This is a genomic window from Pyrinomonas sp. (genome assembly GCF_040289685.1).
GTDB lineage: Bacteria > Acidobacteriota > Blastocatellia > Pyrinomonadales > Pyrinomonadaceae > Pyrinomonas.
Map to the genome: position 1 here is coordinate 115936 of NZ_PSLQ01000001.1, position 21999 is coordinate 137934.

Here is a 21999-nt window from a genome sequence, read left to right on the forward strand (position 1 = left end):
GTTTTCCCTCTTCCGGTTTCGTGGTAATTTTGCTCGAAACCATCGAGCTTTGTCGAATCATGTTGAGAACAGCGGTCATCGGTGTCGGTCATCTGGGGCGTCAACACGCGCGCATTCACGCAACGCTTGCCGGCCAAGGCAAGACGCGATTCGTCGCCGTCTGCGACGTTCGCACCGAGATCGCGCAGCAGGCAGCACGCGAACGCGAAATCGAGTGGACCTCTGATTGGCGTCAGCTCATCGGGCGCGTTGACGCCGTCAGCTTGGCCGTGCCGACGGAAGTTCATTGCGAAATCGCCGTGCCGCTGCTCGAAGCCGGAATCCATGTGTTGGTGGAAAAGCCGATCGCGCGCACGCTTGAAGAGGCCGATCGCATGATCGCGGCTGCCGAACGAGGCGGGAGCGTGCTGCAGGTCGGCCACCTCGAACGCTTCAATCCGGCGCTCGTCGCGCTTCGCCCCCATGTGCGTGGACCGCTCTATTTCGAGATTCATCGCGTCGGTCAGTTCACGGCGCGTTCGCTCGACATCGACGTCGTGCTCGATCTGATGATTCACGATCTGGATATCGTGCAATGGCTCGTCGGCGAAGAGACGGAAGTGACGGCCATCCACGCCGTTGGCATTCCCATCCTCACCAACCGCATCGACGCCGCCAACGCGCGACTTGAGTTCGCTTCGGGAGCGGTCGCCAACATCACCGCCTCGCGCGTTGGAACGGAGAAGATTCGCAAAATGCGCTTCTTTCAACCACACGATTACATCGCGGTCGACTACGCCGCGCGCCGCGCCTCGATCAGCAACCTCGCGCCAGCGAGCGCCGAGAGGATGTGGCCCGGCGTCAACACCAAACACCTTGAAGTGGCGGACGTCGAGCCGCTGCGCGCTGAGATCGAAGCCTTCGTCCACGCGGCAGAACGACGCTTGCCCGCGCCCGTTTCAGGAGTCGACGGCAGACGGGCGCTGGCGCTGGCGCTTCGCGCGCTTGAAAGCATTCACGCGCACGCCGCGCGCGCCGGCGTGTCGCTCGGAACCGACTGAGAACGAACCGCTGAGCCGCCTCGGCACAAGACGCGCCAGCGATGAACGACCCTCGGCCCGAACCGAACATCTCGCGCTTTCTCGCCGAACGCATCGCCGCGGGCGATTTCCCATCGGCCGTTTACGCTATCGCACAACGCGGATGCGCGCTCTTCGCCGATGCGCTCGGCGATAGCGTCATCGAACCGGAAAGGCGAACGGCGACGCTTAAGACCATCTACGATCTAGCTTCGCTCACGAAGCCTTTGGTCACAGGTCTGCTCATCGCGCGCCTGCTAGATAAAGAAGCATTCAGTCTCGACGATGAGGTGGCGAACTACCTCCCGCCGTTTCGCCGCGAGGACAAGCGAAAGATCACCATACGCCATCTCGTAACGCACGCTTCAGGGCTTCCGGCATGGCGTCCGCTCTACCTTCTCGCCGAAGGCGATCCGCACAAAGCGCTCGACGTCATCGCGCAACAACCGCTCGAATGCGCTCCGGGCGAGCGCGTCATCTACAGCGATCTGGGCTTCATCGCGCTCGGTTTTCTGATTGAAAGGCTCACGGACCGCCCGTTCGGCGAAACGGCCCATCAGGAGATCTTCGCGCCGCTCGCTTTGCAACGCACTCTCTTCAACCCGAGCGAAAGCTTACGCGCCGAAATCGCCGCGAGCGAGATGGAGGGGACAACCTATGAACGCGAGATGTGTCGTCAATTGGGAGCAAAGATCTCGCGCCACAATTGGCGCGAAGGGGTGATTTGGGGCGAGGTTCATGACGAAAACGCCCGCTTTCTCGGCGGAGCGAGCGCCCATGCCGGACTCTTCTCTTCAGTTGATGAAACGGTGCGCCTGGCGCGGGAATTCCTCGCATCGAGCGCGACGTTGCTCCAGCCCGCCGCATGCGAGCTTTTCCGGACCAACATGACACCCGATCTCAACGAAGCGCGGTCGCTGGCGTGGCAACTCGCAGCGACGCCCGATTCCACCGCCGGACCAGACCTTCCGCCCGACGCTTTCGGGCACACGGGTTTCACCGGCACGAGCTGTTGGCTCGATCCGCAACGCGAGCGCATCTTCGTGCTTTTGACCAACCGCACGCACGTGCGCGCGAGAACCTTTGCGAACATCAACGGTGTGCGCCGTCGCTTTCACTCGCTGGCCGTCGCCGCGCTCGACGCTTCGGAAAGGGACGCATGAGCCGCACCGCCGATCGCGACCGACGCGTTTCGTCCCGTGCCGCAGCGCAAGGTGGCACAGATGCCGCATCGCCCAATGAACCAAAATCACGCATCTCTTTCGCCGCCGCTCTCCGCTTCTGGTTCAAACTAGGTTTCATCTCTTTCGGTGGACCAGCCGGCCAGATCGCCATCATGCACCGTGAACTCGTCGAGCGTCGTCGGTGGATCGATGAGCAGAGCTTCCTCCATGCGCTCAACTACTGCATGATGTTGCCTGGGCCGGAAGCGCAACAGCTTGCGACTTACATCGACTGGCTCCTGCACGGGACGCGCGGCGGCCTTGTAGCGGGCGCGTTCTTCCTCCTTCCCTCGATCTTCATTTTGCTCGCCCTTTCGTACATCTACGCGGCCTATGGACATTTGCCAGCGGTGAGCAGCGCGCTCTACGGACTCAAAGCAGTCGTCATCGCTATCGTCGTCGAAGCCGTGCTGCGCCTCGGCAAACGCGCGTTGCACGGCGGCGCGCATTTCGTCATCGCGGCGCTCAGTTTCTTTGCGATCCACCTTTTTCGCGTTCCTTTCCCTCTCATCGTGCTCGGTGCCGCCGTCGCGGGCTTGCTTCTGCTCGGCAAACGAAATGCCCGACGAGAAGGCGACGTCCCTCAAGGTGCAAACCCGGCGAGCACGCTCGTTGCGACGAACCGAGAAGATCAAGCGCAAGGAGGCGGCGGAAGAGGGCATTTAGTGCGCACGCTCGGCGCGGGAGCAGCGCTTTGGATCTTTCCGCTCGCACTGCTCGGCGAATGGCGCGGCTGGGCTAGCCTTCACGTCGCCGAGTACTTGTTCTTCTCCAAAGCAGCGCTCGTGACTTTCGGCGGAGCCTACGCCGCGCTCGCTTACGCGACGCAGACGGTGGTTTCGACCTACGGCTGGCTCTCGCCGACGCAAGCCATCGATGGGCTGGCCTTGGCGGAGACCACTCCCGGACCGCTCATCATGGTCCTTCAATTCGTTGGCTTCATGGCCGCGTGGAACGAACCGCAAGACATAGGGCGGACGGCGAGCGCAGCGCTCGGCGCAGCGATCACGACCTACGTCACCTTCCTCCCTTCGTTCATCTTCATCTTCTCAGGCGCGCCGTACATCGAAAGATTGCGTCGGAATCGGCATCTGACCGACGCGTTGTCGGGCATCACTGCTGCCGTGGTCGGCGTCATACTGAACCTCGCCCTCGTTTTCGGAACCGCCGTCCTCTGGCCCAGAGGCTTCGCTGCCGCGCCAGACTGGTTCGCCCTCGCTTTGAGCGCCGCAACAACGGTCGCACTGGTTCGTTTCAAAGCGGAAGCGGTGTGGATCGTCGTCGCCGACATCGTCGCCGGTTTCGCGCGCTATTTGTTGGAGAGCATCTTTTAGCTCATCTTCGTCGAACGCTGCCGAATCCAAAGTCAAATCGAACCGTTTCCACTCACCGTCTCGTTGGTCTCGCGCAAATCTATGCTCTACAATTCCCCGGTGATCTTTTCGCGTCGTCAAATCGTAGGCGCGCTCATCTTGCTTTGCCTGATCGGGCTCGCCCTCGCGCTACGTTACGTCCTAGACTACTGAAGGGGCGGCGGAGCAAGTTCTGGGCGGTTGCCAGCTTGCTTTTCGGAACGACTGCGCTCGATGAACGGATTCATGAAAAGTTCGAGCAGCATGCTGCTTCTCTGCTTCGCGAAGCGTGCAGCGTTTCCGCTCTCGCAAACGCGACACGGGAGAGCCCATCGTAGGTTTTCGCTGCCGCTTCCCCTCTTCGGCAGCGCGACGTGGTTTTTCACCAAGAGCGAAGCCTTTCTTTTGCCGACTTCGAACGACGCGAGATGACGGCTTTCTCCGAAGAACTGAACGCAGAGCGACGTCCGATCATCGCCATCGTTGGACCGACGGCTTCGGGCAAAAGCGCGCTCGGCATCGAGATGGCGCTCCGGTTCAACGGTGAGATCATCAACTGCGACTCTGTGCAGGTCTACCGCGACATCGAGGTCGCGACGGCCAAAGTCCCGCCCGCCGAACGGCGCGGCGTGCCGCATCACCTGCTCGATTTCGTCCCGCCCGATGTCCGTTTTACGGCTGCCGATTGGGCGCACGCGGCGAGCGGGAAGATCATTGAGATCGAAGCGCGCGGGCGCACGGCCTTTCTCGTCGGGGGCACAGGCTTCTACCTGCGCGCGCTGCGCGAACCGTTCTTCGAAAGCCCGCCGACCGATGAACGGCTGAGAAGCCGCTTGCTGCAGATCAAAGAGCGCCGCGGAGCCGAACACCTGCATCGCATGCTCCGACGTCTCGACCCAGAAGCAGCGGCTAGACTCAGCCAGAGAGATTGGCCACGCATCACGCGCGCGCTCGAGGTCATCTTCCAAACCGGTCGTCGCTTCTCCGAGCAACAACGAGAAAGGCAGCCGCCGCCGCCTTTTGCTCGCCGCATACGCATTTTCGCGCTCGATCCGCCGCGGGCCGAACTCTACGAACGCATCGACCGGCGCACGGAGGAGCACTTCCGCGCCGGGTTGGTCGAAGAGGTCCGAAGACTGCTCGCGCGGGGCGTGCCGCCCACTTCCAGCGCGCTCGGCGCGCACGGCTACCGCCGCGCCGTTGAATACTTGCGCGGCGAGCGTACCTTGGAGAGCGCCATCGCGCAGACCAAACTCGACGTGCGCCACTACGCTAAGCGTCAGTGGACGTGGTTTCGACGTGAACCGGGTGTCGAGTGGATCCGCGGCTTCGGCGACGATCCACGCGTGCAGGAGCTTCTGGCAGCGCGACTCTTCAGACTCCTTTCATCAGCTTGATTCGCCTGCGTCGAGGCGCAAAAGTGGGATATCTCCGGCGCTTTGAAGAGGGCGGCATTCTGCAGGCGACGCTTGGCCGCTCATGCTTCCCGGCGTGACTCTCCGGTGCCTTGAAGACGGCGGTGCCCGTAGCCATGGACCGCCTACTTGTCATGATGGGCGGGCTGTTGTAATGTAAAGCACAAGCTCTTTGTTGCATAGTTTGTGCGTGGAGACAAGAGTGGACAACAAACCTGCACCGCAAAACGTTCAAGATGCGTTTCTCAACACGGCGCGCCGCGAGAAGGATACTGTGACGGTTCACCTGATGAACGGCGCGAAGCTGACCGGGCGCATCAAGAGCTTCGACAAATTCTCGGTGCTCGTCGAATCGGGCGCGCAGGAACACCTCGTCTTCAAACACGCTATTTCAAACATCGTCCATGCGCGCCGCGGGCCGAGCGAACAGCGCCAACCGCAAACTTCCCAGCAAACGAGCAGCCAACACACATCGTCGTCTTCGCCGCCGGAATCGGGCGACGAATGAGCGGCGCAAAACAGATGGATCAAGGGATCTTCATCACTTTCGAAGGCATAGACGGGAGCGGAAAATCCACACAACTACGCCTGCTCGCAAGCGATCTTCGGCTTCGTGGCTACAACCTCGTGACGACGCGCGAACCCGGGGGCACGCCGCTCGGCGCAAAGCTCCGAGAACTTTTGCTCAACGCCGACGAACAGGTTGATCCGCTCGCCGAACTCCTTCTTTACGCCGCGGACCGCGCGCAACACGTGCGCACGCTCGTCCGTCCGGCGCTCGCCACCGGTCACATCGTCCTGTCGGACCGTTACGCCGATTCCACAGTCGCTTACCAAGGGGCTGGGCGACTCTTTCCCCCTGAATTAGTCGCCGACGTCGTCCGCATCGGCACCGATGGTCTCAATCCGCACCTGACGTTGATCCTCGACGTGCCGGTGGCGATGGCGCACGCGCGCTTGCGCTGTAGACGCGAGAAGCGCGAAGATGATCGCCTGGAGCGCGAGGAGATGGAGTTTCACGCGCGCGTGCGCGACGCATACAAACGTATCGCCGCCAACGAACCGGACCGCGTGCGGCTCGTTGATGCCAGCTCTTCGGTGGAAGAGACGCATGCCCGCATCATGGAGATCGTCTTGCCCTTTGTGGAAGCGCGCTCGCGAACGATAGGATGAAGCGAGAGCGGCAAGAGAACGGCCCGTTTTGCAATCTCTTGCGCGCGTAACTTCCAGCCGCGCGCTTGCGAAAGATCAAGAGATAGTGAGACTCTTTCGCCCTTGCGAAAGGTGAAGGGGTGGTGAGGCGCGCCCTCCAATGTTCGACCGACTGAAAGGCAATCGCGAAGTCAAAGACCTCTTTCGCCGTATGCTGACCAAGGGGCGCGTGGCAAACGCGCTCATCTTCATCGGCGAAGAAGGCGTCGGGAAAAAGGCTTTCGCCGTCGAACTCGCCGCCGCGCTCAACTGCCGCGCGCGTACTCCTTCAGGCGAGGCATGCAACGAATGCTCTGCCTGCGAACGCATCATGCGTTGGCCGACCGAGGAGAAAGTTGACAAGCAGATCGTCTGGAGCGCTCACCCGGATGTCGGCCTGATCCAGCCCGCGGGCCGCCACATCGTCGCCGAACAAGCGCGCGAACTGGCGCGCGAGGCTAACTCCGCGCCGTACGAAGGGCTCGTCCGCTTCTTCATTATCGATGAAGCGGACAAGCTCAATGACACGGCCGCAGGCGCGCTGCTGAAAACGCTGGAAGAGATGCCGACGACAACGCACATCGCGCTCATCACTGACCGACCGGCAGCGTTGCTGCCGACCGTGGTTTCGCGCTGCCAGCAGGTACGTTTCGCTCCCATTCCGACAGAAGAACTGGCTGCCGCCATAGCCGACGAAAAGGGCGTTGGTATGCATGAAGCGCGCACCATCGCAGAGATCGCGCGCGGCAGTTGGGGCCGCGCTATGCGCCTCGATTGGGAACGCGAACGGGCGCACGCGCAGCGCGCGCTCGCCATCATCGAAGCGGCAGCGGCGCGTGATCGCGCGCGCCTGCTTCGCCTCGCCGAAGAACTCAGCGACGCCACGCGCAAAGAGGAGTTCGAACCAACGCTCGACTGGCTCCCGCGCTGCTTGCGCGCGATCTTTGGCTGCTGCTCTGTACGACTGAAGCGCGCATTGTCAACCGCGACTTGCAGGCGCGTTTGGTCCAACTCGCGCAACAAATATCTGCCCCTCGCGCAACGCGGTGGATCAAGGAGGTCGAAGAGGTGCGCCGCCGCCTTGATGTCAACATCAACCGCCGCGTCGCGGCAGATGCGTTGCTGCTCACCATGGCCGAGGGTTGACCGCACGATCAATGATGCTTCACGTCACCTATGAGCGCGATAAACTGCGAAATGCGACATCAGTTGACCACACGGTCAGTTGATGATGCTTCACGGCCTTGAGTCCGCCCAAAAAAGACGAATCCGCGATTCTCTCGCAAGCCTTTTTTCGCGCGTTCGCTTCGGCCCTTCACGACGAGCATCTGTCCAGTTCGTCACGTTTGGCGATGGTGTTATGATGAGTGAGTCAAATCCAGTCGCTAGGAGGTACAAACCATGCCGAAAAAGATCTTAATGCTCGTCGGCGATTTCGTCGAGGATTACGAGGTGATGGTTCCGTTTCAAGCGCTCCAGATCGCTGGTCACGAGGTTCATGCTGTCTGCCCTGACAAGAAGGCGGGCGACAAGGTGAGAACGGCGATTCACGACTTCGAAGGCGATCAGACCTACTCGGAAAAGCGCGGGCATGACTTCGCGCTCAACGCGACCTTCGCCGACATAGATCCGCAAAACTACGATGCGCTCGTCATCCCCGGCGGACGCGCGCCGGAGTACATCCGCTTGAACCAACGCCTGCTTGACATCGTGCGCCACTTTGCGCAAGCGCGTAAACCGATCGCGGCCATCTGCCACGGCGCGCAGGTGCTTACAGCCGCAGGCGTCGTCCAAGGACGGAAGATCTCCGCTTATCCCGCAGTTGGACCGGAAGTCGTTGCCGCCGGCGGTGAGTACAAACAGATAGGCTTCACCGAAGCCATCACAGACGACAATCTCGTCACCGGCCCAGCTTGGACGGCGCACGTCGAATGGTTGCGCCAGTTCCTCGCGCTGCTCGGCACAAGGATCACCCATGAAGAATCGGCTGGTGCCGCAGCGTGACGTCTGCGATCCGAAGATCGAGGCGGCACGCGCTCGCAACGGGCGCGAAACGAATTCTGCTGAAGACGCCTTTGGCGCAACCCTTTCGCTGCGTTCCGCGCCGCAACCCGTGTAGGTGCCCGCGCGAAACGAATTCTGAAGACGCCTTTGGCGCAACGAGCGCGTACTAAGCGACAAACGAAAGCGGCACCAAGCCGAGGCTGAAATACCTACGAACGAAGAGGCGACACCAACGCGGGTCGCCTCTTTCGCCGATGCTTTTGCAAACGATCGCACCGCGTCATCGCAAACGGATAGCAATCGAGGTGGGCAAAGAGCGGCGAAACTCGCCAACGATCGCACAAAGCCGTTGCAGCGCGAAGGCTGCGCCGTTCGCTTTTGCCGACTGCGATTGGAAACGCTCCGCCGAAGGCCAAGATGGGTGGCGCGTACAGAAGACGCGCGGGAAACGGTCGCTTCGACGCCAACCGATCACGAGATCCATGCGCTTATCGTCGTCAGCATAGCCAGAAAGGAGATGGTCGCTTTGACGAATAACCCTCATGAGTTTTATGCGCGGCGTCGGATTTTTGCGATCATCCTTTTTCGGGCCGCTGTATAGGCGATCGTATTCGCGCAAGCCTTGGCCGAAGGCTTTGCAAGCGGCAGATGGAGCTCGTTTCGTGCGTCGCGCGTTTCGCCCGGGAAACGGGCGAGCGGGCGAGCTGACCCCATGCTTTCGGGAGAGGAATTCGTTTGCCGCCGCCGTCTCGGAAAGGAGAGAGTGGTGTTCCGTCGCTGCGCTGAAATTGAAATCGGTTTTCAAATCGTTCTATACTCTTCCTGCTGCATGAAACGACCGAAAACCAAAAACGATTCGAACGACTCGCTGTCGCTGGCCGAACTGCCCATCGGCAGCTCGGCACGTATTGTCGCCATCGGCGGCGCAAGCGCCGTCCCCCGCCGCATGATGGAGATGGGATTGGTTCCGGGCGCGCCCGTGACGGTCGTTCGTCAAGCGCCGTTAGGCGATCCATTAGAGATTCGCGTTCGTAGCTGTCACTTGGCCGTGCGGCGCGCCGATGCGCGTGTCATCGCCTGTGCGCTCGAAACGTAAAGCGCGCCGCGAGCCGTTTGATCCCCTTTGCGAATGAGCACCGTACTCGAATCGCCGGAAAAAGCCAAGGGCACCCAACGCGCGCGGCAAGCGCGCCCGCTTGTGATCGCCATTGCGGGCAATCCGAACGCGGGGAAGACCAGTCTGTTCAATGCGCTGACCGGCCTCAAGCAAAAGGTAGCGAACTATCCCGGCGTGACGGTGGAACGCAAAGAAGGGATCTGGCATCTTTCGGACGATCTTCCGGCGGCGCGTCTGATCGACCTTCCTGGACTCTACAGCCTCGAAGCCTCGTCCATAGACGAAAAGATCGCGCGCGACGTATTGACCGGCCAAGTCTCCGGACTCGCCCCGCCCGACGTGATCATCGCCGTGGTGGATGCGACCAATCTGGCGCGCAACCTCTATCTGGTGACGCAACTGCTGGAGTTCGGGCGTCCGGTGGTCATCGCGCTCACCATGATGGACATGGCTGAGCGCCGCGGCGTAGAGATAGATGCCGCGCGCCTTGCGCAGCTCCTCGGCGCGCCGGTGGTGCCGGTGGTCGCGCCGCAACGACGGGGCTTGGATGAACTGGCCCACTGCGTCGTACGCGCCGCGCAAGAATTTTCGGGCACTGCTCCGAGATGGAAGCTTCCGCCCGATGTCGAGCGCGAACTCGAAGCGTTGCGCGAAGACGCGACGCCGCACGCACATCGCGCAGCGCTGGAAGCGCTGTTCGGCGAAGAACTGACGCATGATGCGACTCATCGCGAAAGGGTGGAAGCAGCGCGTCGTCGGCTACAAGAGCGCGATCCGAACTGGTGGCAAGCGCCGATGCTGGCGCGTTATGCGTTCATTGAGCGCGTGGTGGCCGAAGTCGAGCGCGTCGCCGCGACAACGCGCGATGCGACGACCGCCATTGACCGCATCGTCACGCACCGCTTCTTCGGGCCTTTCATCCTATTGGCCATCATGGTTTTCGTCTTTCAGACCATCTTCGCTTGGGCGCAAGTCCCGATGGATCTGATCGACGGAGCCTTCGGCACGCTCGCGCAAAAGACGCACGAGTGGCTTCCGCCCGGTCTCTTCACGGATCTTTTAGCCGATGGCATCATCGCCGGAGTGGGCGGCGTGCTCGTCTTTTTACCGCAAATCACGCTTCTTTTCCTTTTCATCACGCTGCTCGAAGATAGCGGCTATATGTCGCGCGCGGCCTTCATCATGGATCGCTTGATGCGCGGCGTCGGGTTGCACGGCAAAGCGTTCGTTCCGCTGCTCAGCTCGTTCGCTTGTGCCATTCCGGGCATCATGGCGACGCGAACGATCGAGAATCCAAAGGATCGGCTGACGACCATTCTGATCGCGCCTTTTATGAGCTGTTCGGCGCGCCTTCCCGTTTACACGTTGATGATCGCCGCCTTCTTCAGCGATCGCACGGTCTTCGGTTTCCTTTCGGTCGGCGCGCTGCTCATTATGGCGATGTACCTGCTCGGAATCATGGTCGCCATCTGCGCCGCCTCGATCTTCAAGCGAACCATTTTGCGCGGCCCGACGCCGCCGCTGATCATGGAGCTACCGCCCTATCGCTGGCCCAATCCGCTGACAGTGCTGCAAACCATCTGGTCGCGCGCTTGGCTCTTCATCCGTCGTGCCGGCACGGTTATCCTCGCCATCTCCATCATCCTTTGGGCGCTGGCCAATTTCCCGCGCTTGGATCGGGAAGGATTCATGAGGACGGCGAACATCGCTTCCGCAGACGCGGCGATGCGCGAAAGGATGCTGGCAAGCGAACAACTCAAACAGAGTCTCGCCGGTCGGTTGGGCCACTTAATCGAACCCGTGATCGCACCGCTCGGCTTCGATTGGCAAATGGGCATCGGCTTGATCTCGTCCTTTGCGGCGCGCGAGACGTTGGTCTCGACGTTGAGCATCGTTTACAATGTTGGGACGGAAGCTGACGCTTCTTCGCCGTCGTTGATCGAAGCGATCCGCAACGCGACCCGCTCCGATGGGCGCCCAGCATGGACGCCGCTGGTCGCTGTTTCCATGATGGTCTTCTTTGTGCTCGCGTGCCAATGCATGTCGACCGTGGCGATCGTCCGCCGTGAGACCAATTCGTGGCGCTGGCCCATCTTCATGGTGCTCTACATGACTTTGGTGGCCTACATCGCCTCTTTGGTGACCTACCAAGGCGGACGACTGCTCGGCTTCAACTGATCGAAGCTGTTTTCGGGGATCGGTTTTCGGTTGACCGGAGCCGTAGGCTCGACCGGGAGTGCAACAATGGATTGGCAGAACGCGCTCGTCGTCGTCGTCGTCTTGTTCGCGCTCTTTTATCTAACGCGGCGGGCGGCGCGCCAGTTGCGTGCGCCCAAGGGCGGGTGCTGCGCGCCGGAGCGCTCTACACAAAAGACGCTGGTGCAACTTACTCGCACCAAGAGACCCCGCTAATGCGCCCGTTCCGACAACGCGGGATCGAAACTTCGACGAAGCGTTCCGTGACGCGCCCTTCTCGCTCGAAAGAACGCATCTTCTCTCACCGCTCTAGCGGAGGCACATCGTGGGACCCGCGTGCGCCGCGCCTAGTTTTGAAACGCGATGTTATCGACGACCACCATCCCTCTGCTCGGCGTGCAGTTTTCGCAGGCGACGACGAGGTTGATAGACGTCAATTTCTGCAACACGGCCTTGGTTGAGACCTTCTCTTCGGTCCACGCTGGCTGCGCCAGCGACTTCAAGGGCACACGATAGATGTTGAATCCCGGCTGTACCCTGAAGCTGGCTTGCGGATAGGCGTTTGTGGTGATGCCGTGTCCGCGCGAGATCAGCTCAACTTTGATTGACTGCGTCCCCGTCGCATAGAGCTGCAATGCAAGATACTTGTAGCGGCTGACGTCCAAAGGCGGCACTCTGCCCTCTCTCTCTTCCTGAGCGACGATCTCGACGCCCACTCCGGCGTATTGATTCGGCACCTGCAATTCGTATTCGAAAGCGATGGCCTTGTTCGGGCTATCCTTGCTCGGACGGACCAACTCCGGGATGTTGGAGTCGCCGATGCCACGGAAACGGCTCGGCCTTAGCGAGTTATCTTGATAAGAGAACAAGCGAACGGCGCCGCCCCGGTTGCTGATTGGACGATTCTCTTTCGCCGTCTCGAAATCGGCGTAGACCAGTTTATCTTCCGATTCCTGCGCAGAATGTTCGGAAAGAAGCGTGCCGATTAAAGCCAAGCTCAAGCAGATTCTGCCGAGCGTTCTTTGCCATTTCTTGGGCTTCATATCTTCCTCCCGCTCGAATCGAAATCACCGAACAGATGATGGCGAAACCTCGCGCCTTTCGGAAAGGCTTCGGAGCGAGAAGTTAAAAGGTAAGCGATCCGCTCATCGCTGCCGTCGTGCCGAGCATGAAGACTCCACAAACGGCTAGAGCGAGAAATTGAAATTGACGAACCCGCTCATGCGCGTGCGCTGCCCGTTGACTTCCGCCGGGCGGAAGCGCCATCGACGCACAGCCTCCTCAGCGGCCTGTCTTAACATCGCTGGACCAACGGAACGAACGATCGCTTCCACTTCGCCGCGCTCATTGACCAATACGTAAACCGTCACCGTGCCGGTGATGCGCGCCGTCTTTGCAGCGGGCGGATAGATAGGCGCTGGCTTCTGCGTGGCGCGTTCGATCAAGGAGCCACCCACTTCGATCGTGCTCGGCGCGCTCTTGTTCGCTTGCGGAGTAGTCACATCCGGCCTCTCGCTCGCATCTTGCGACCTATTCTCAGCGCCTGTTCTTTCCGGGACCACGGTTGAAGGCGCTCCCTCGGCGCGCGCAACGGGGACGCTTGCCGTTTCGCTCTTGGCCATGGTCGGAGCGAAGGAAGCGGCGACCTCACGCCTGACGTCGAAGCTAGGAATGGTCGGATCAAGGCTGGCGATGCGTGGGTCAGCGACGACGAGCCACTGTCTTACTTCCGCGAGTCGCTGCTGCCAAGCGGCGCGTTCTTCCGCATTGCGCGCCAGAGTCAAGCGCACGCCGACGACATCTTCAACGAGCGCCATTGCGTCTTTTGTCCCTTCGGCATGAAGACGTTGCGCCTGTTCGATGACGTGTTCGAGAAGGCGCCTCAACTGGTCCAGATCACGATGCGCTTCGGGCGGCAGATCGCTGGCGGCGAAGTTGAGGCCGAACTGTCGAAAGCGCTCGACGCGCGCCCGCGCGCTGTTGAGCAACTGCCCGGCGAGAGTGAAATAGAACTGCTTGGTCTTTTCGCCGCGCGAAGCGCGTAAATTGAACGCCTCATCGAGAAGGACTTGCGCGCGCGCATAGTCGCCGCGTTCCACACAGACGTTCATCAACATGATGCGCGCCACATCGCGCGCAACTTCATCCGGTGCGCCGGCGCGCACGCTTTCGAGTTCGGCGGCAGCAGTTTGAAGCTCGCCGATGGCAGCCAACGCACGCGCACGTGCGATGCGCTGCGCCGGGTTTTCTGTGAGATCCTGAGCCAACGCGACGTGCCAAAAGGTCGCAATCAACAGGACGATCGCCAATCGCCACGCGCGGCGGGGGAACGAGCCTTTCGTCATGGGTCAAACTCCGTAAAAGTGGAAAAGCGAGCCTAATCAAGCTCGCTTCAAGAGTACGTTCATTGCTGGTGTGGCTATTATGGCACGATAAAACGTCCGGAATCAACCGCGCCCGCCGCGATCCCGCCCCGCAGATCAGAGTTCGAGGGGCGTTCTCGCCTCGCGCGCGAAGCGTTCGGGGGAAACCTATTGCGGCGCGCTTTGAGCCGGGATGCGCAAGCTCTGCGCGACCCTCCGCTGCCACAGACGAGCTTCGCGCCGGACGGCTGCCTCATTCAACGTCAACAGTCGGCGGTCGCGCATGAGCACGCGCCCGTCAACGATCACCGTGCGCACGTCCGAAGCTTTGGTCGCGTAGACGAGATGCGAGTAGATGTCGTAGCGCGGCGTTTGATGTAGGCTATCGAGATCAACGATGACGATGTCGGCGCGCTTGCCGATTTCGAGCGAGCCTATTTCGCTCTCCAGATGAAGAGCACGCGCCCCGCCGACGGTCGCCATCCACAACGCTTGCCGCGCCGAGACCGCGCGCGGGTCGAATGTCGCGACCTTGTGCAGCTTGGCCGCCGTGTCCATCTCCTCCCAAAGGTTCAGGTCGTTGTTGGATGCCGCGCCGTCTGTTCCAAGCCCCACGGCTAATCCGGCGGCAAGCATCTTCGGCACGGGGGCGATGCCGGAAGCGAGCTTCATGTTCGACTGCGGATTGTGGGCGATGCCCACACCGAACTCTTTCAGCAGCGCGATGTCGTCGTCGTTGACATGAACGAGGTGAGCCGCCGTCGTGCGTCCGTTCAAGAACCCGATGCGCGCCAGATACTGCACTGGCGTCGCCCCCTTCTGCTGCATGATGTCGGCGACCTCCTTGCGCGTTTCGGCCACGTGAATGATCACCGGAACGTTCAACCTATCGGCCAGCGCGCGCACTTCTCTGAGATGCTCCTCGGAAACGGTGTACGGAGCGTGTGGCGCAATCGCTGGAAAGATGAGCCGATGCCCGCGCCAACGCTGAACAAACCTTTCGGCATAAATCAGCGCAGCGGCGAAGGTCTTGTTGTCTGGAGCGGGAAAGTCGATCACCGTCTCACCGAGCACGGCGCGCACGCCGGCTTTGGCCGTCTCTTCAGCGATCGCGTCCTCGAAGTAGTACATGTCACAATAGGTGGTCGTTCCGCCACGGATCATCTCGGCCAATCCGAGCCTCGTGCCAGCGCGCACAAAGCTCGCGTCGACGTTTTTCGCCTCGGCCGGGAAGATGAACTTGGTCAGCCATTCGTTCAATTCGAGGTCGTCGGCGATGCCGCGAAAAAGCGTCATCGGCACGTGTGTGTGCGTGTTGATGAGGCCTGGAATGACGGCTCGCCCGCGCGCGTCAATGGTGCGCGACGCAACGTAAAGGCGCGCGATCTCATCGCGCCGTCCGACGGCGACGATGCGACCGCGTCGAATGGCGATGGCTCCGTTCTCGATCACCGAAAAGCCCGCGTCCATAGGCACGATGATGCCGCCGCTGATGACGAGATCAACGCGCTGGCGCGCAAACGCTTGCGGCGCAAAGATGAACAGCGCCAACACAGAGCAGATCGCCACAACTCTTATCAACATCGCGTGGCGAGATCTCGCGAGCGAGATCTTCTTGCGGACGCAGCGCATGAACTCCCATCTCTCGAAGTAAATCAACATGGTTGGCCTTTCGCGCCTGAAGCTGAATGACGGTTGCTTGCCGACCGAAAGAAGTCAGTTGGCATAGTTAGCACCAACAGAAAGATCAGGTCTGGAGAAATCGGCGGTCGAAAGCGCGCGGAAGCAGGTCGCTCGTCCGCATCGTTTCGGTTTTTCCATTGAGGTTAGCCATGGTGATCTCGATCTCGCCGCAGAACTCCCAGATGAGCTGCCGACAAGGACCACACGGCGGAGTTAACTCTTCCGTGTCGGCGACCACAGCGAGGCGACGGAAAGCGCGTGCGCCTTCCGAGAGCGCTTTCCAGATCGCCACCCGTTCGGCACACACGGTCAAACCATAGGTCGCATTTTCAACGTTGCAACCGGTGAAGACGCTTCCGTCTTCAGCCTCGATGGAAGCGCCGACGCGAAAACCGGAGTATGGGGCGACGGCCATCTCGCGGGCAGCACGCGCGCGGTCGATCAAGCGTTGCACCTTCTCTTCCATATCCACCTCAAGTCAAGCTGCACTCGGCTTGCGCTCGCAAGCGAGGCGCACGAAGCGAGTCGCCTACTCGTTTTGATCGCGTCTGAAAAACAGAGCTCAAATCGCGAGTAGCTGGTCCACTTGCGAGCGCTCGTGCTGCGATCATAGAGCGAAAAATTTTCCTTGACAACTTCGTAAACTGCGACATAATTACCGCCATTCGGAATCGACTGTGCGCCTAAGCTTTTAACCTCACCGGTTGGAAGCTTGTTGCACGGTCGGCATCAATCAGTCCATTGAGGGATGCGTCGTGTTTGATCGAGTCTTCGATTCAACACGGCAATGGTGATTAGTGTTCGGCGTGAGCTAGCGAGCGGCGTTTTCCCTCTCGCACGAAGCTCTCTTCAACGAATGGTGGAGAGCGGTTTGCCGGTCGCCGCTTGCCTCGCCGCGAGTTCCTTGGTCGGTGAGCCTTCATGCCGGTTGAACGCGTCTGACGCCCGCGATTCAATCGCTCAACGTCGCTGGCCCACATGCGGCGGCGTGCGGATCGCATCACACAGCCGACGTCGTCTCAACTTCAACAACAACGGCGCGAGGTCTCGTTTCACCTCGCGCGCGATTCTTCGATCTCTTCGGAAGGAGGCCCACATGAGAAAAAGGTTTCGCGCGATTGCCTTTGTCGTCGTCTTGCTTGCCATCGGAGCGCTGACCTACTCGAGTTTGCCGCGTCCGATCGCTCGAGCGCAAACGGCAGAGAATCAACCTCTCAGCCCCATCGTTCGCCAAGCAGAAGACTTCTACGTCACACCTCCGGTGCGTGATCTCCCGCCCGACCAGACCGAGAAAGACACGGGACAGGTCAACGCCGGTGGGACCGAACGTCCTATCCGCGTCATCCCCAATCAGCAGATAAGCCGCTCCGTTCTCGATATGGGTGAAAAGGACGGTGCGCTCATCGAACCGGAAACGACGTTGCGCGCCATGACCATCGAAGCGCCGACACCAGCGGGCGCGAATTTCGAGGGTCTGAGCAGCGACGACAACAACGCCGTCTTCGGCTTTCGCGTACTGCCGCCCGATACCATCGGCGACGTCGGCCCGACGCAGTACGTTCAGGCCGTCAATCTTCTGTGGCGCGTCTTCGATAAAACGGGCACGCCTCTGACGCCGGCGCGCAAACTGAGCAGTCTCTTCAGGCCCGGATCGGCATGCGGCAGCACCGACAGCGGCGACCCAACCGTCAATTACGACGCGCTGGCCGACCGTTGGGTGATCACGCAGTTTGCGTTGCCCAACGGCACGAGCGGTCCATTCTATCAGTGCATCGCGGTTTCGCAGACGGGCGACGCCACTGGAGCTTACTACGCTTACCAGTTCCTCGTCAGCCAGAACGTGCTGAATGATTATCCGAAATTCGGCGTCTGGCCAGATGCCTACTACATGACCACCAATGAGTTCAGAACCAACCCGCCGCCGACGACCTTTGTTGGCGCCGGCTTCTACGCCTTCGACCGACGCAAAATGTTGGCCGGCGATCCAACGGCCACATACATCTATTTCAGTTCGGCTGCGCTCTTCCCCGGGCAAGTCATCAGCGGAGTGCTCCCCTCGACGCTCGACAACGCGACAGCGCCGCCTCCGCCAGGAAGACCGAACACGTTCGCCTATTTTACGGCTAATGAATACGGCGACCCGCAAGGCGATGCTTTACGGTTGTTCGATTTTCGCGTTGATTTCAACAACCCTTCTGCTTCCACCTTCACCGAAAGACCGGATAGCCCCATCGCGGTCGCCGCTTTCAATCCGCTTAATCCGTCGGGCAGAAACGACATCGAGCAACCGCCGCCGGCTGCCACGACAAACTATCTGGACAGCATCGGCGACCGCTTGATGCATCGCTTGCAATACCGCAATTTCGGCACGCCGTCAGCCCCGATCGAAGCGCTGGTCGTCAGCCACACGGTCAACGTCGGCACTGGGACCACCGTGGCGACGCACCAAGCGGCCCCGCGTTACTACGAACTGCGCAACACGGGAAGCGGTTTCGCCGTCCTCAATCAAGGCACGTTTGTTCCGGATGGCATCGACCCAACGGCGACCACAGCCGCCAACCGCTGGATGAGCAGTGTCTCGCTTGACAACGACGGCAACCTCGCGCTCGGCTACAGCGTGTCGAATCGCGGCAATTCAAACGATCCCTCGACCTTCATCTTCCCCTCGATTCGCGTTACTGGCCGACTGGCAGGCGATCCGCCGAACGCGCTCCAACCGGAGGCGAGTCTGATCAACGGCGGCGGCGTACAAACGAGCACCTCCGGTCGTTGGGGCGATTACAGTTCGATGAACGTCGATCCAGTAGACGATTGCACTTTCTGGTACACGCAAGAGTATTACGCAAGCACGAGCAGTGCCGGATGGCGAACGCGCGTCGGCAGTTTTCGTTTCCCAAGTTGCACGCCGCCGAGCAAAGGGAGGCTCCGCCTCCTCATCACCGAATGTAACTCAGGGCAACTGGTGCAAGGAGCAGCGGTGACGATTGATGGCAGTCTGTACGGAACAACCCTCGCCAACGGCGCATTCGAGGCGCAGCTCGCACCCGGCACACACACTGTGGTCATCACGCCGCCTGCTGGCTACACGCCCTCAAGCATCACGCGCACGGTGACCATCAGCGATGGAGCGACGACGACGCTCAACGAATGCTTCACGGGAGTGCCGGTGCTCGCCGCTGGTGGCGCGACGCTCATCAACGAGAGTTGTCCTCCGACCAATGGCGCGGTCGATCCGGGCGAGCGCGTGACGCTCAATCTCGCGTTGCGTAACGTCGGCACGGCTTCGACTTCAAACCTAGTGGCGACCTTGCTGCCTTCGCCCAACGTGATCGCGCCGAGCGATCCGCAAAATTACGGGACGATTGCGCCGGGCGGCTCGGCAGCGCGCGACTTCACCTTCACTGCAGCGGGCGACTGCGGCAACCAAATAACCCTGACTTTACAACTACAAGATGGCTCGACCAACTTGGGCACGGTGACCTTCAGCGTTACGCTTGGCGCTTTGCAACCCAATCCGCCCGTCACCTTCTCCAACACGACCACCATCGTCATTCCGGACTCTGGAGCGGCTTCCCCCTATCCGTCATCAATCAACGTGGCGGGACTTACGGGCCGCGTGCGGACCATCAGCGTCACCCTCTTCAACTTCAATCACACTTTCCCCGATGACGTCGACGTGCTCTTGGTCAGCCCGACCGGACGCAAGATGATCATTCTGTCCGACGCCGGCGGATCGCCGGACGCAGTGAACTCGACTATCATCCTCAATGACGGAGCCGGTTCGCTCGTCCCCGACAGCGGGCCGATCCCGATCAACACGACGACCAGTTACAAACCGACCAACTACGGCACCGGCGATACGTTCCCCACTCCTGCACCGGGACCGCCCTATGAAAGCCCAGCGACGGCAGGCACGGCGACGTTCGCCTCCGTCTTCGGCGGCGATAATCCGAATGGGACGTGGAGCCTATACGTGGTCGATGATGCCGGCCTCGATTCTGGCAACATCGCAGGCGGCTGGAGCATCGAGATCACCACAGAGGAGTTCGTATGCGCGCCCGCTTGTGGCGGCGTCAGATTGGAGACGAAATCGGCCCTTTCGCGTGACGGAAGCGGCAACGTCGTCGCGCAGATCACCATCACCAACGCCGGCAACGTAACGGCCAACAACGTCACCTTGAATACGGCCAGATTGGCTAGCATCAACGGCGTGCCGTTGCCGCAAACGTACGGCAACCTGGCGCCTGGTCAGTCCGTCACGCGCACCGTCACCTTCCCTGGTTCATCTGGCTTGACGGGCACGGTGTTATTGCGCACCAGCGGAACCTACGACGGAGGCAGTTTCGGCGGCACCAGAAGAGCCACGCTGCCTTGATCGAAGTCGGCGGCGACGCCGTTGAATAGAACAGCACGAAGGGGCGGCGACCTCAACGCCGTCCCTTTTTTCGAGCGCTGATGTTCAGGCGATTGCGCGCGGCAGCGCACGGGCGACGACCTCAACGCCGTCCCTCGTTGTTTCGAGCGAGATGACGCTCGGGACAATGATCAACCGCTCTCCCTTTGACTTCGAGGTCGCAGCTTTCGGCACGCCGAGCACGAGAGAGACGAAGCCCCAAAGCGCGGTCTTCCATCACACATAAAGAGCGCATCCGACCGAAGCCGATTCCGGTGAACGTCGCTTGCGCAACCTGCGCCGCGGCATCCACAGGGTCTTTTCGCTATGTCCCCTCTTTTCCGCGGGCGAGCAATTCGCGCAGGCGACTGCTGATGAGATCTATGCCGACGAGGTTATGCCCCCCTTCGGGGATGATGATGTCAGCGTAACGCTTGGACGGCTCGACGAATTGCAGGTGCATCGGGCGCACCGTCGCTGTGTACTGTTCGATGACCGATTCAACGGTGCGTCCCCGTTCGGCGACGTCCCGTTGCAGACGCCGGATGAAGCGTATATCGTCGGGCGTATCAACGAAGATCTTAACGTCCATTTCAGCCAACAAGCGCGGATCGGCGAAGACGAGGATGCCTTCGACGATGATGATCGGTCTCGGCTCAGCGCGCACCGTCGTAGCCGCCCGCGTGTGCGTCTTGAAGTCATAAACGGGCAATTCGACCGCGCGTCCGCTCTTCAGAGCGCGCACGTGTTCGAGCAGAAGATCGTTGTCGATTGCGTCCGGATGGTCGAAGTTCGCTCGGTGACGGAGATCGAGCGGCATATCGGCCAAGTTGCGGTAGTAGGAATCCTGCTGCAAGAAGGCGACTTCGGTCGTGCCGACCGCTTGCAGGATGGCGCGCGCCACGGTGGTTTTGCCCGACCCTGTGCCGCCGCAAATACCAATCACAGTACGCATAACTTCATCCTCGTTCCCGCTAGAGGGTCGAAGCCGCACATCGCGGGCGCATCGTGGGGATCGAGTTGACGAACTTTATCGCCGAGCCGTCTCGTCGCGTCTTTCATCCTCGGTCGATCAACCAATCCTTGTCACAGCGATGCGCCGCTTGCATCAGGCCACAAGGCGCGGAATGATGCGCCGCAGAAGCTGCGTGAACTGTTCGCGCACGCGCTCGCCCGTCTCCATCACCTCTTCGTGATTGATCGGTTGGTTGAGGATGCCAGCGGCCATGTTCGTGATGCACGAGATGCCGAGCACGCGCACGCCCATGTGCCGCGCCACGATCGCTTCGGGCACGGTGCTCATGCCGACCGCATCAGCGCCGAGGATGCGCAACATGCGTATCTCCGCTGGCGTCTCGTAACTCGGTCCGGCCATGGCCGCATAAACGCCATGTCTGAGCTCGATGCCGAGCGCCCGCGCCTCTTCGGTTGCGATGCGCTGAAACTCCAGATCGTAGACCTCAGTCATATCGGGGAAGCGTGGGCCGAAACGTTCGTCGTTCGGCCCGCGCAGAGGATTAGCGCCCATCATGTTGATGTGATCGGTGATGACCATCAGCGACCCCGGCGAAAAAGCGTTGTTGATGCCGCCTGCGGCGTTCGTCAAAACGAGCGCGCGCACGCCGAGAAGGGCGAGAACGCGAATGGGGAAGGTCACCTCTTCGAACGAATAACCCTCGTAGTAGTGGAACCTCCCTTGCATGACGGCCACTGGCACTCTTTCGACTTCGCCGAGGACGAGCCGTCCGGCATGCCCCTCCACAGTCGAACGGGCAAAGCCCGGAATCTCGTCATAAGACAGGATCGTTGCATCCTCTAGCTCGTCGGCAAAGCCGCCGAGACCGCTTCCGAGCACCAAACCGACGCGCGGTTCCGCTTGCGTTCGCGCACGCACGGTTCGCACCGCATGCTCGGCCCTTTCGAACAAGCTCCCGACCGTTTTGGTGCCAACACTCGAATCACTCATCGGCAGCCTCCTTTTCGGCGAATCTAGCGCCGAAACGA

At 60.8% G+C, this 21999-nt stretch carries 17 protein-coding genes; 11 read left to right on the forward strand and 6 right to left on the reverse strand.

Annotation, left to right across the window (positions count from 1 at the left end):
* Positions 1–59 precede the first annotated feature (59 nt).
* The 10 genes from C4334_RS00470 (at position 60) to feoB (ending at position 11538) form a co-directional block, all read left to right on the forward strand.
* Positions 60–1040, forward strand: a complete 981-nt coding sequence (locus C4334_RS00470; RefSeq protein ID WP_352430106.1) for a Gfo/Idh/MocA family oxidoreductase — start codon at positions 60–62, stop codon at positions 1038–1040.
* 41 nt (positions 1041–1081) lie between these two features.
* Positions 1082–2221, forward strand: coding sequence for a serine hydrolase domain-containing protein (locus tag C4334_RS00475; RefSeq protein WP_352430107.1), 1140 nt, complete (start codon positions 1082–1084; stop codon positions 2219–2221).
* The gene (chrA, locus tag C4334_RS00480) at positions 2218–3615 is read left to right on the forward strand and encodes a chromate efflux transporter (protein ID WP_352430108.1); all 1398 of its coding nucleotides are present in this window, start codon (positions 2218–2220) and stop codon (positions 3613–3615) included. Before C4334_RS00475 ends, chrA begins: the two co-directional genes overlap by 4 nt.
* Positions 3616–4061: 446 nt before the next feature.
* Complete coding sequence (miaA, locus tag C4334_RS00485) at positions 4062–5030, forward strand: tRNA (adenosine(37)-N6)-dimethylallyltransferase MiaA (protein ID WP_352430109.1); 969 nt, start codon at positions 4062–4064, stop codon at positions 5028–5030.
* A gap of 220 nt (positions 5031–5250) precedes the next feature.
* On the forward strand, positions 5251–5556 hold the full coding sequence (gene hfq / locus C4334_RS00490; protein ID WP_352430110.1) for an RNA chaperone Hfq: 306 nt from the start codon (positions 5251–5253) through the stop codon (positions 5554–5556).
* On the forward strand, positions 5553–6221 hold the full coding sequence (tmk, locus tag C4334_RS00495) for a dTMP kinase (RefSeq protein WP_352430111.1): 669 nt from the start codon (positions 5553–5555) through the stop codon (positions 6219–6221). Before hfq ends, tmk begins: the two co-directional genes overlap by 4 nt.
* 139 nt (positions 6222–6360) lie before the next feature.
* Positions 6361–7419: a DNA polymerase III subunit gene (locus C4334_RS00500; protein WP_352430112.1), complete on the forward strand. Its 1059-nt coding sequence runs from the start codon at positions 6361–6363 to the stop codon at positions 7417–7419.
* Positions 7420–7640: 221 nt separating this feature from the next.
* On the forward strand, positions 7641–8243 hold the full coding sequence (locus C4334_RS00505; RefSeq protein ID WP_352430113.1) for a DJ-1/PfpI family protein: 603 nt from the start codon (positions 7641–7643) through the stop codon (positions 8241–8243).
* Between the two features lie 829 nt (positions 8244–9072).
* Positions 9073–9339: a FeoA family protein gene (locus C4334_RS00510; protein ID WP_352430114.1), complete on the forward strand. Its 267-nt coding sequence runs from the start codon at positions 9073–9075 to the stop codon at positions 9337–9339.
* A 33-nt stretch (positions 9340–9372) separates the two neighbouring features.
* On the forward strand, positions 9373–11538 hold the full coding sequence (gene feoB, locus C4334_RS00515) for a ferrous iron transport protein B (RefSeq protein ID WP_352430115.1): 2166 nt from the start codon (positions 9373–9375) through the stop codon (positions 11536–11538).
* Between the two features lie 365 nt (positions 11539–11903).
* Here the strand turns inward: feoB and C4334_RS00520 are convergent, their stop codons facing one another.
* The 4 genes from C4334_RS00520 to C4334_RS00535 form a co-directional block, all read right to left on the reverse strand.
* The gene (locus C4334_RS00520; RefSeq protein WP_352430116.1) at positions 11904–12599 is read right to left on the reverse strand and encodes a hypothetical protein; all 696 of its coding nucleotides are present in this window, start codon (positions 12597–12599) and stop codon (positions 11904–11906) included.
* Positions 12600–12743: 144 nt separating this feature from the next.
* Positions 12744–13901, reverse strand: a complete 1158-nt coding sequence (locus C4334_RS00525; RefSeq protein ID WP_352430117.1) for an energy transducer TonB — start codon at positions 13899–13901, stop codon at positions 12744–12746.
* A 186-nt stretch (positions 13902–14087) separates the two neighbouring features.
* Complete coding sequence (locus tag C4334_RS00530; protein WP_352430118.1) at positions 14088–15503, reverse strand: amidohydrolase; 1416 nt, start codon at positions 15501–15503, stop codon at positions 14088–14090.
* 163 nt (positions 15504–15666) lie between these two features.
* A complete protein-coding gene (locus C4334_RS00535) occupies positions 15667–16056 on the reverse strand; it encodes a cytidine deaminase (protein ID WP_352430119.1) in 390 nt (129 codons plus the stop codon).
* Between the two features lie 642 nt (positions 16057–16698).
* Here C4334_RS00535 and C4334_RS00540 point away from each other — a divergent pair.
* Positions 16699–19977: a hypothetical protein gene (locus C4334_RS00540; protein WP_352430120.1), complete on the forward strand. Its 3279-nt coding sequence runs from the start codon at positions 16699–16701 to the stop codon at positions 19975–19977.
* 343 nt (positions 19978–20320) lie between these two features.
* Here the strand turns inward: C4334_RS00540 and udk are convergent, their stop codons facing one another.
* Positions 20321–20950, reverse strand: coding sequence for a uridine kinase (gene udk / locus C4334_RS00545; RefSeq protein ID WP_352430121.1), 630 nt, complete (start codon positions 20948–20950; stop codon positions 20321–20323).
* Between the two features lie 153 nt (positions 20951–21103).
* On the reverse strand, positions 21104–21961 hold the full coding sequence (locus C4334_RS00550; protein ID WP_352430122.1) for a purine-nucleoside phosphorylase: 858 nt from the start codon (positions 21959–21961) through the stop codon (positions 21104–21106).
* Positions 21962–21999: the final 38 nt, after the last annotated feature.

Bases quoted from the DNA above. Each gene is read 5' to 3' on its own strand.
- miaA (WP_352430109.1), top strand. From the start codon at position 4,062: ATGACGGCTTTCTCCGAAGAACTGAACGCAGAGCGACGTCCGATCATC.
- C4334_RS00530 (WP_352430118.1), bottom strand. From the start codon at position 15,503: ATGTTGATAAGAGTTGTGGCGATCTGCTCTGTGTTGGCGCTGTTCATC.
- C4334_RS00510 (WP_352430114.1), top strand. From the start codon at position 9,073: ATGAAACGACCGAAAACCAAAAACGATTCGAACGACTCGCTGTCGCTG.
- C4334_RS00550 (WP_352430122.1), bottom strand. From the start codon at position 21,961: ATGAGTGATTCGAGTGTTGGCACCAAAACGGTCGGGAGCTTGTTCGAA.
- chrA (WP_352430108.1), top strand. From the start codon at position 2,218: ATGAGCCGCACCGCCGATCGCGACCGACGCGTTTCGTCCCGTGCCGCA.
- C4334_RS00500 (WP_352430112.1), top strand. From the start codon at position 6,361: ATGTTCGACCGACTGAAAGGCAATCGCGAAGTCAAAGACCTCTTTCGC.
- C4334_RS00470 (WP_352430106.1), top strand. From the start codon at position 60: ATGTTGAGAACAGCGGTCATCGGTGTCGGTCATCTGGGGCGTCAACAC.
- C4334_RS00475 (WP_352430107.1), top strand. From the start codon at position 1,082: ATGAACGACCCTCGGCCCGAACCGAACATCTCGCGCTTTCTCGCCGAA.
- C4334_RS00525 (WP_352430117.1), bottom strand. From the start codon at position 13,901: ATGACGAAAGGCTCGTTCCCCCGCCGCGCGTGGCGATTGGCGATCGTC.
- udk (WP_352430121.1), bottom strand. From the start codon at position 20,950: ATGCGTACTGTGATTGGTATTTGCGGCGGCACAGGGTCGGGCAAAACC.
- C4334_RS00540 (WP_352430120.1), top strand. From the start codon at position 16,699: ATGAGAAAAAGGTTTCGCGCGATTGCCTTTGTCGTCGTCTTGCTTGCC.
- feoB (WP_352430115.1), top strand. From the start codon at position 9,373: ATGAGCACCGTACTCGAATCGCCGGAAAAAGCCAAGGGCACCCAACGC.
- C4334_RS00520 (WP_352430116.1), bottom strand. From the start codon at position 12,599: ATGAAGCCCAAGAAATGGCAAAGAACGCTCGGCAGAATCTGCTTGAGC.
- tmk (WP_352430111.1), top strand. From the start codon at position 5,553: ATGAGCGGCGCAAAACAGATGGATCAAGGGATCTTCATCACTTTCGAA.
- C4334_RS00505 (WP_352430113.1), top strand. From the start codon at position 7,641: ATGCCGAAAAAGATCTTAATGCTCGTCGGCGATTTCGTCGAGGATTAC.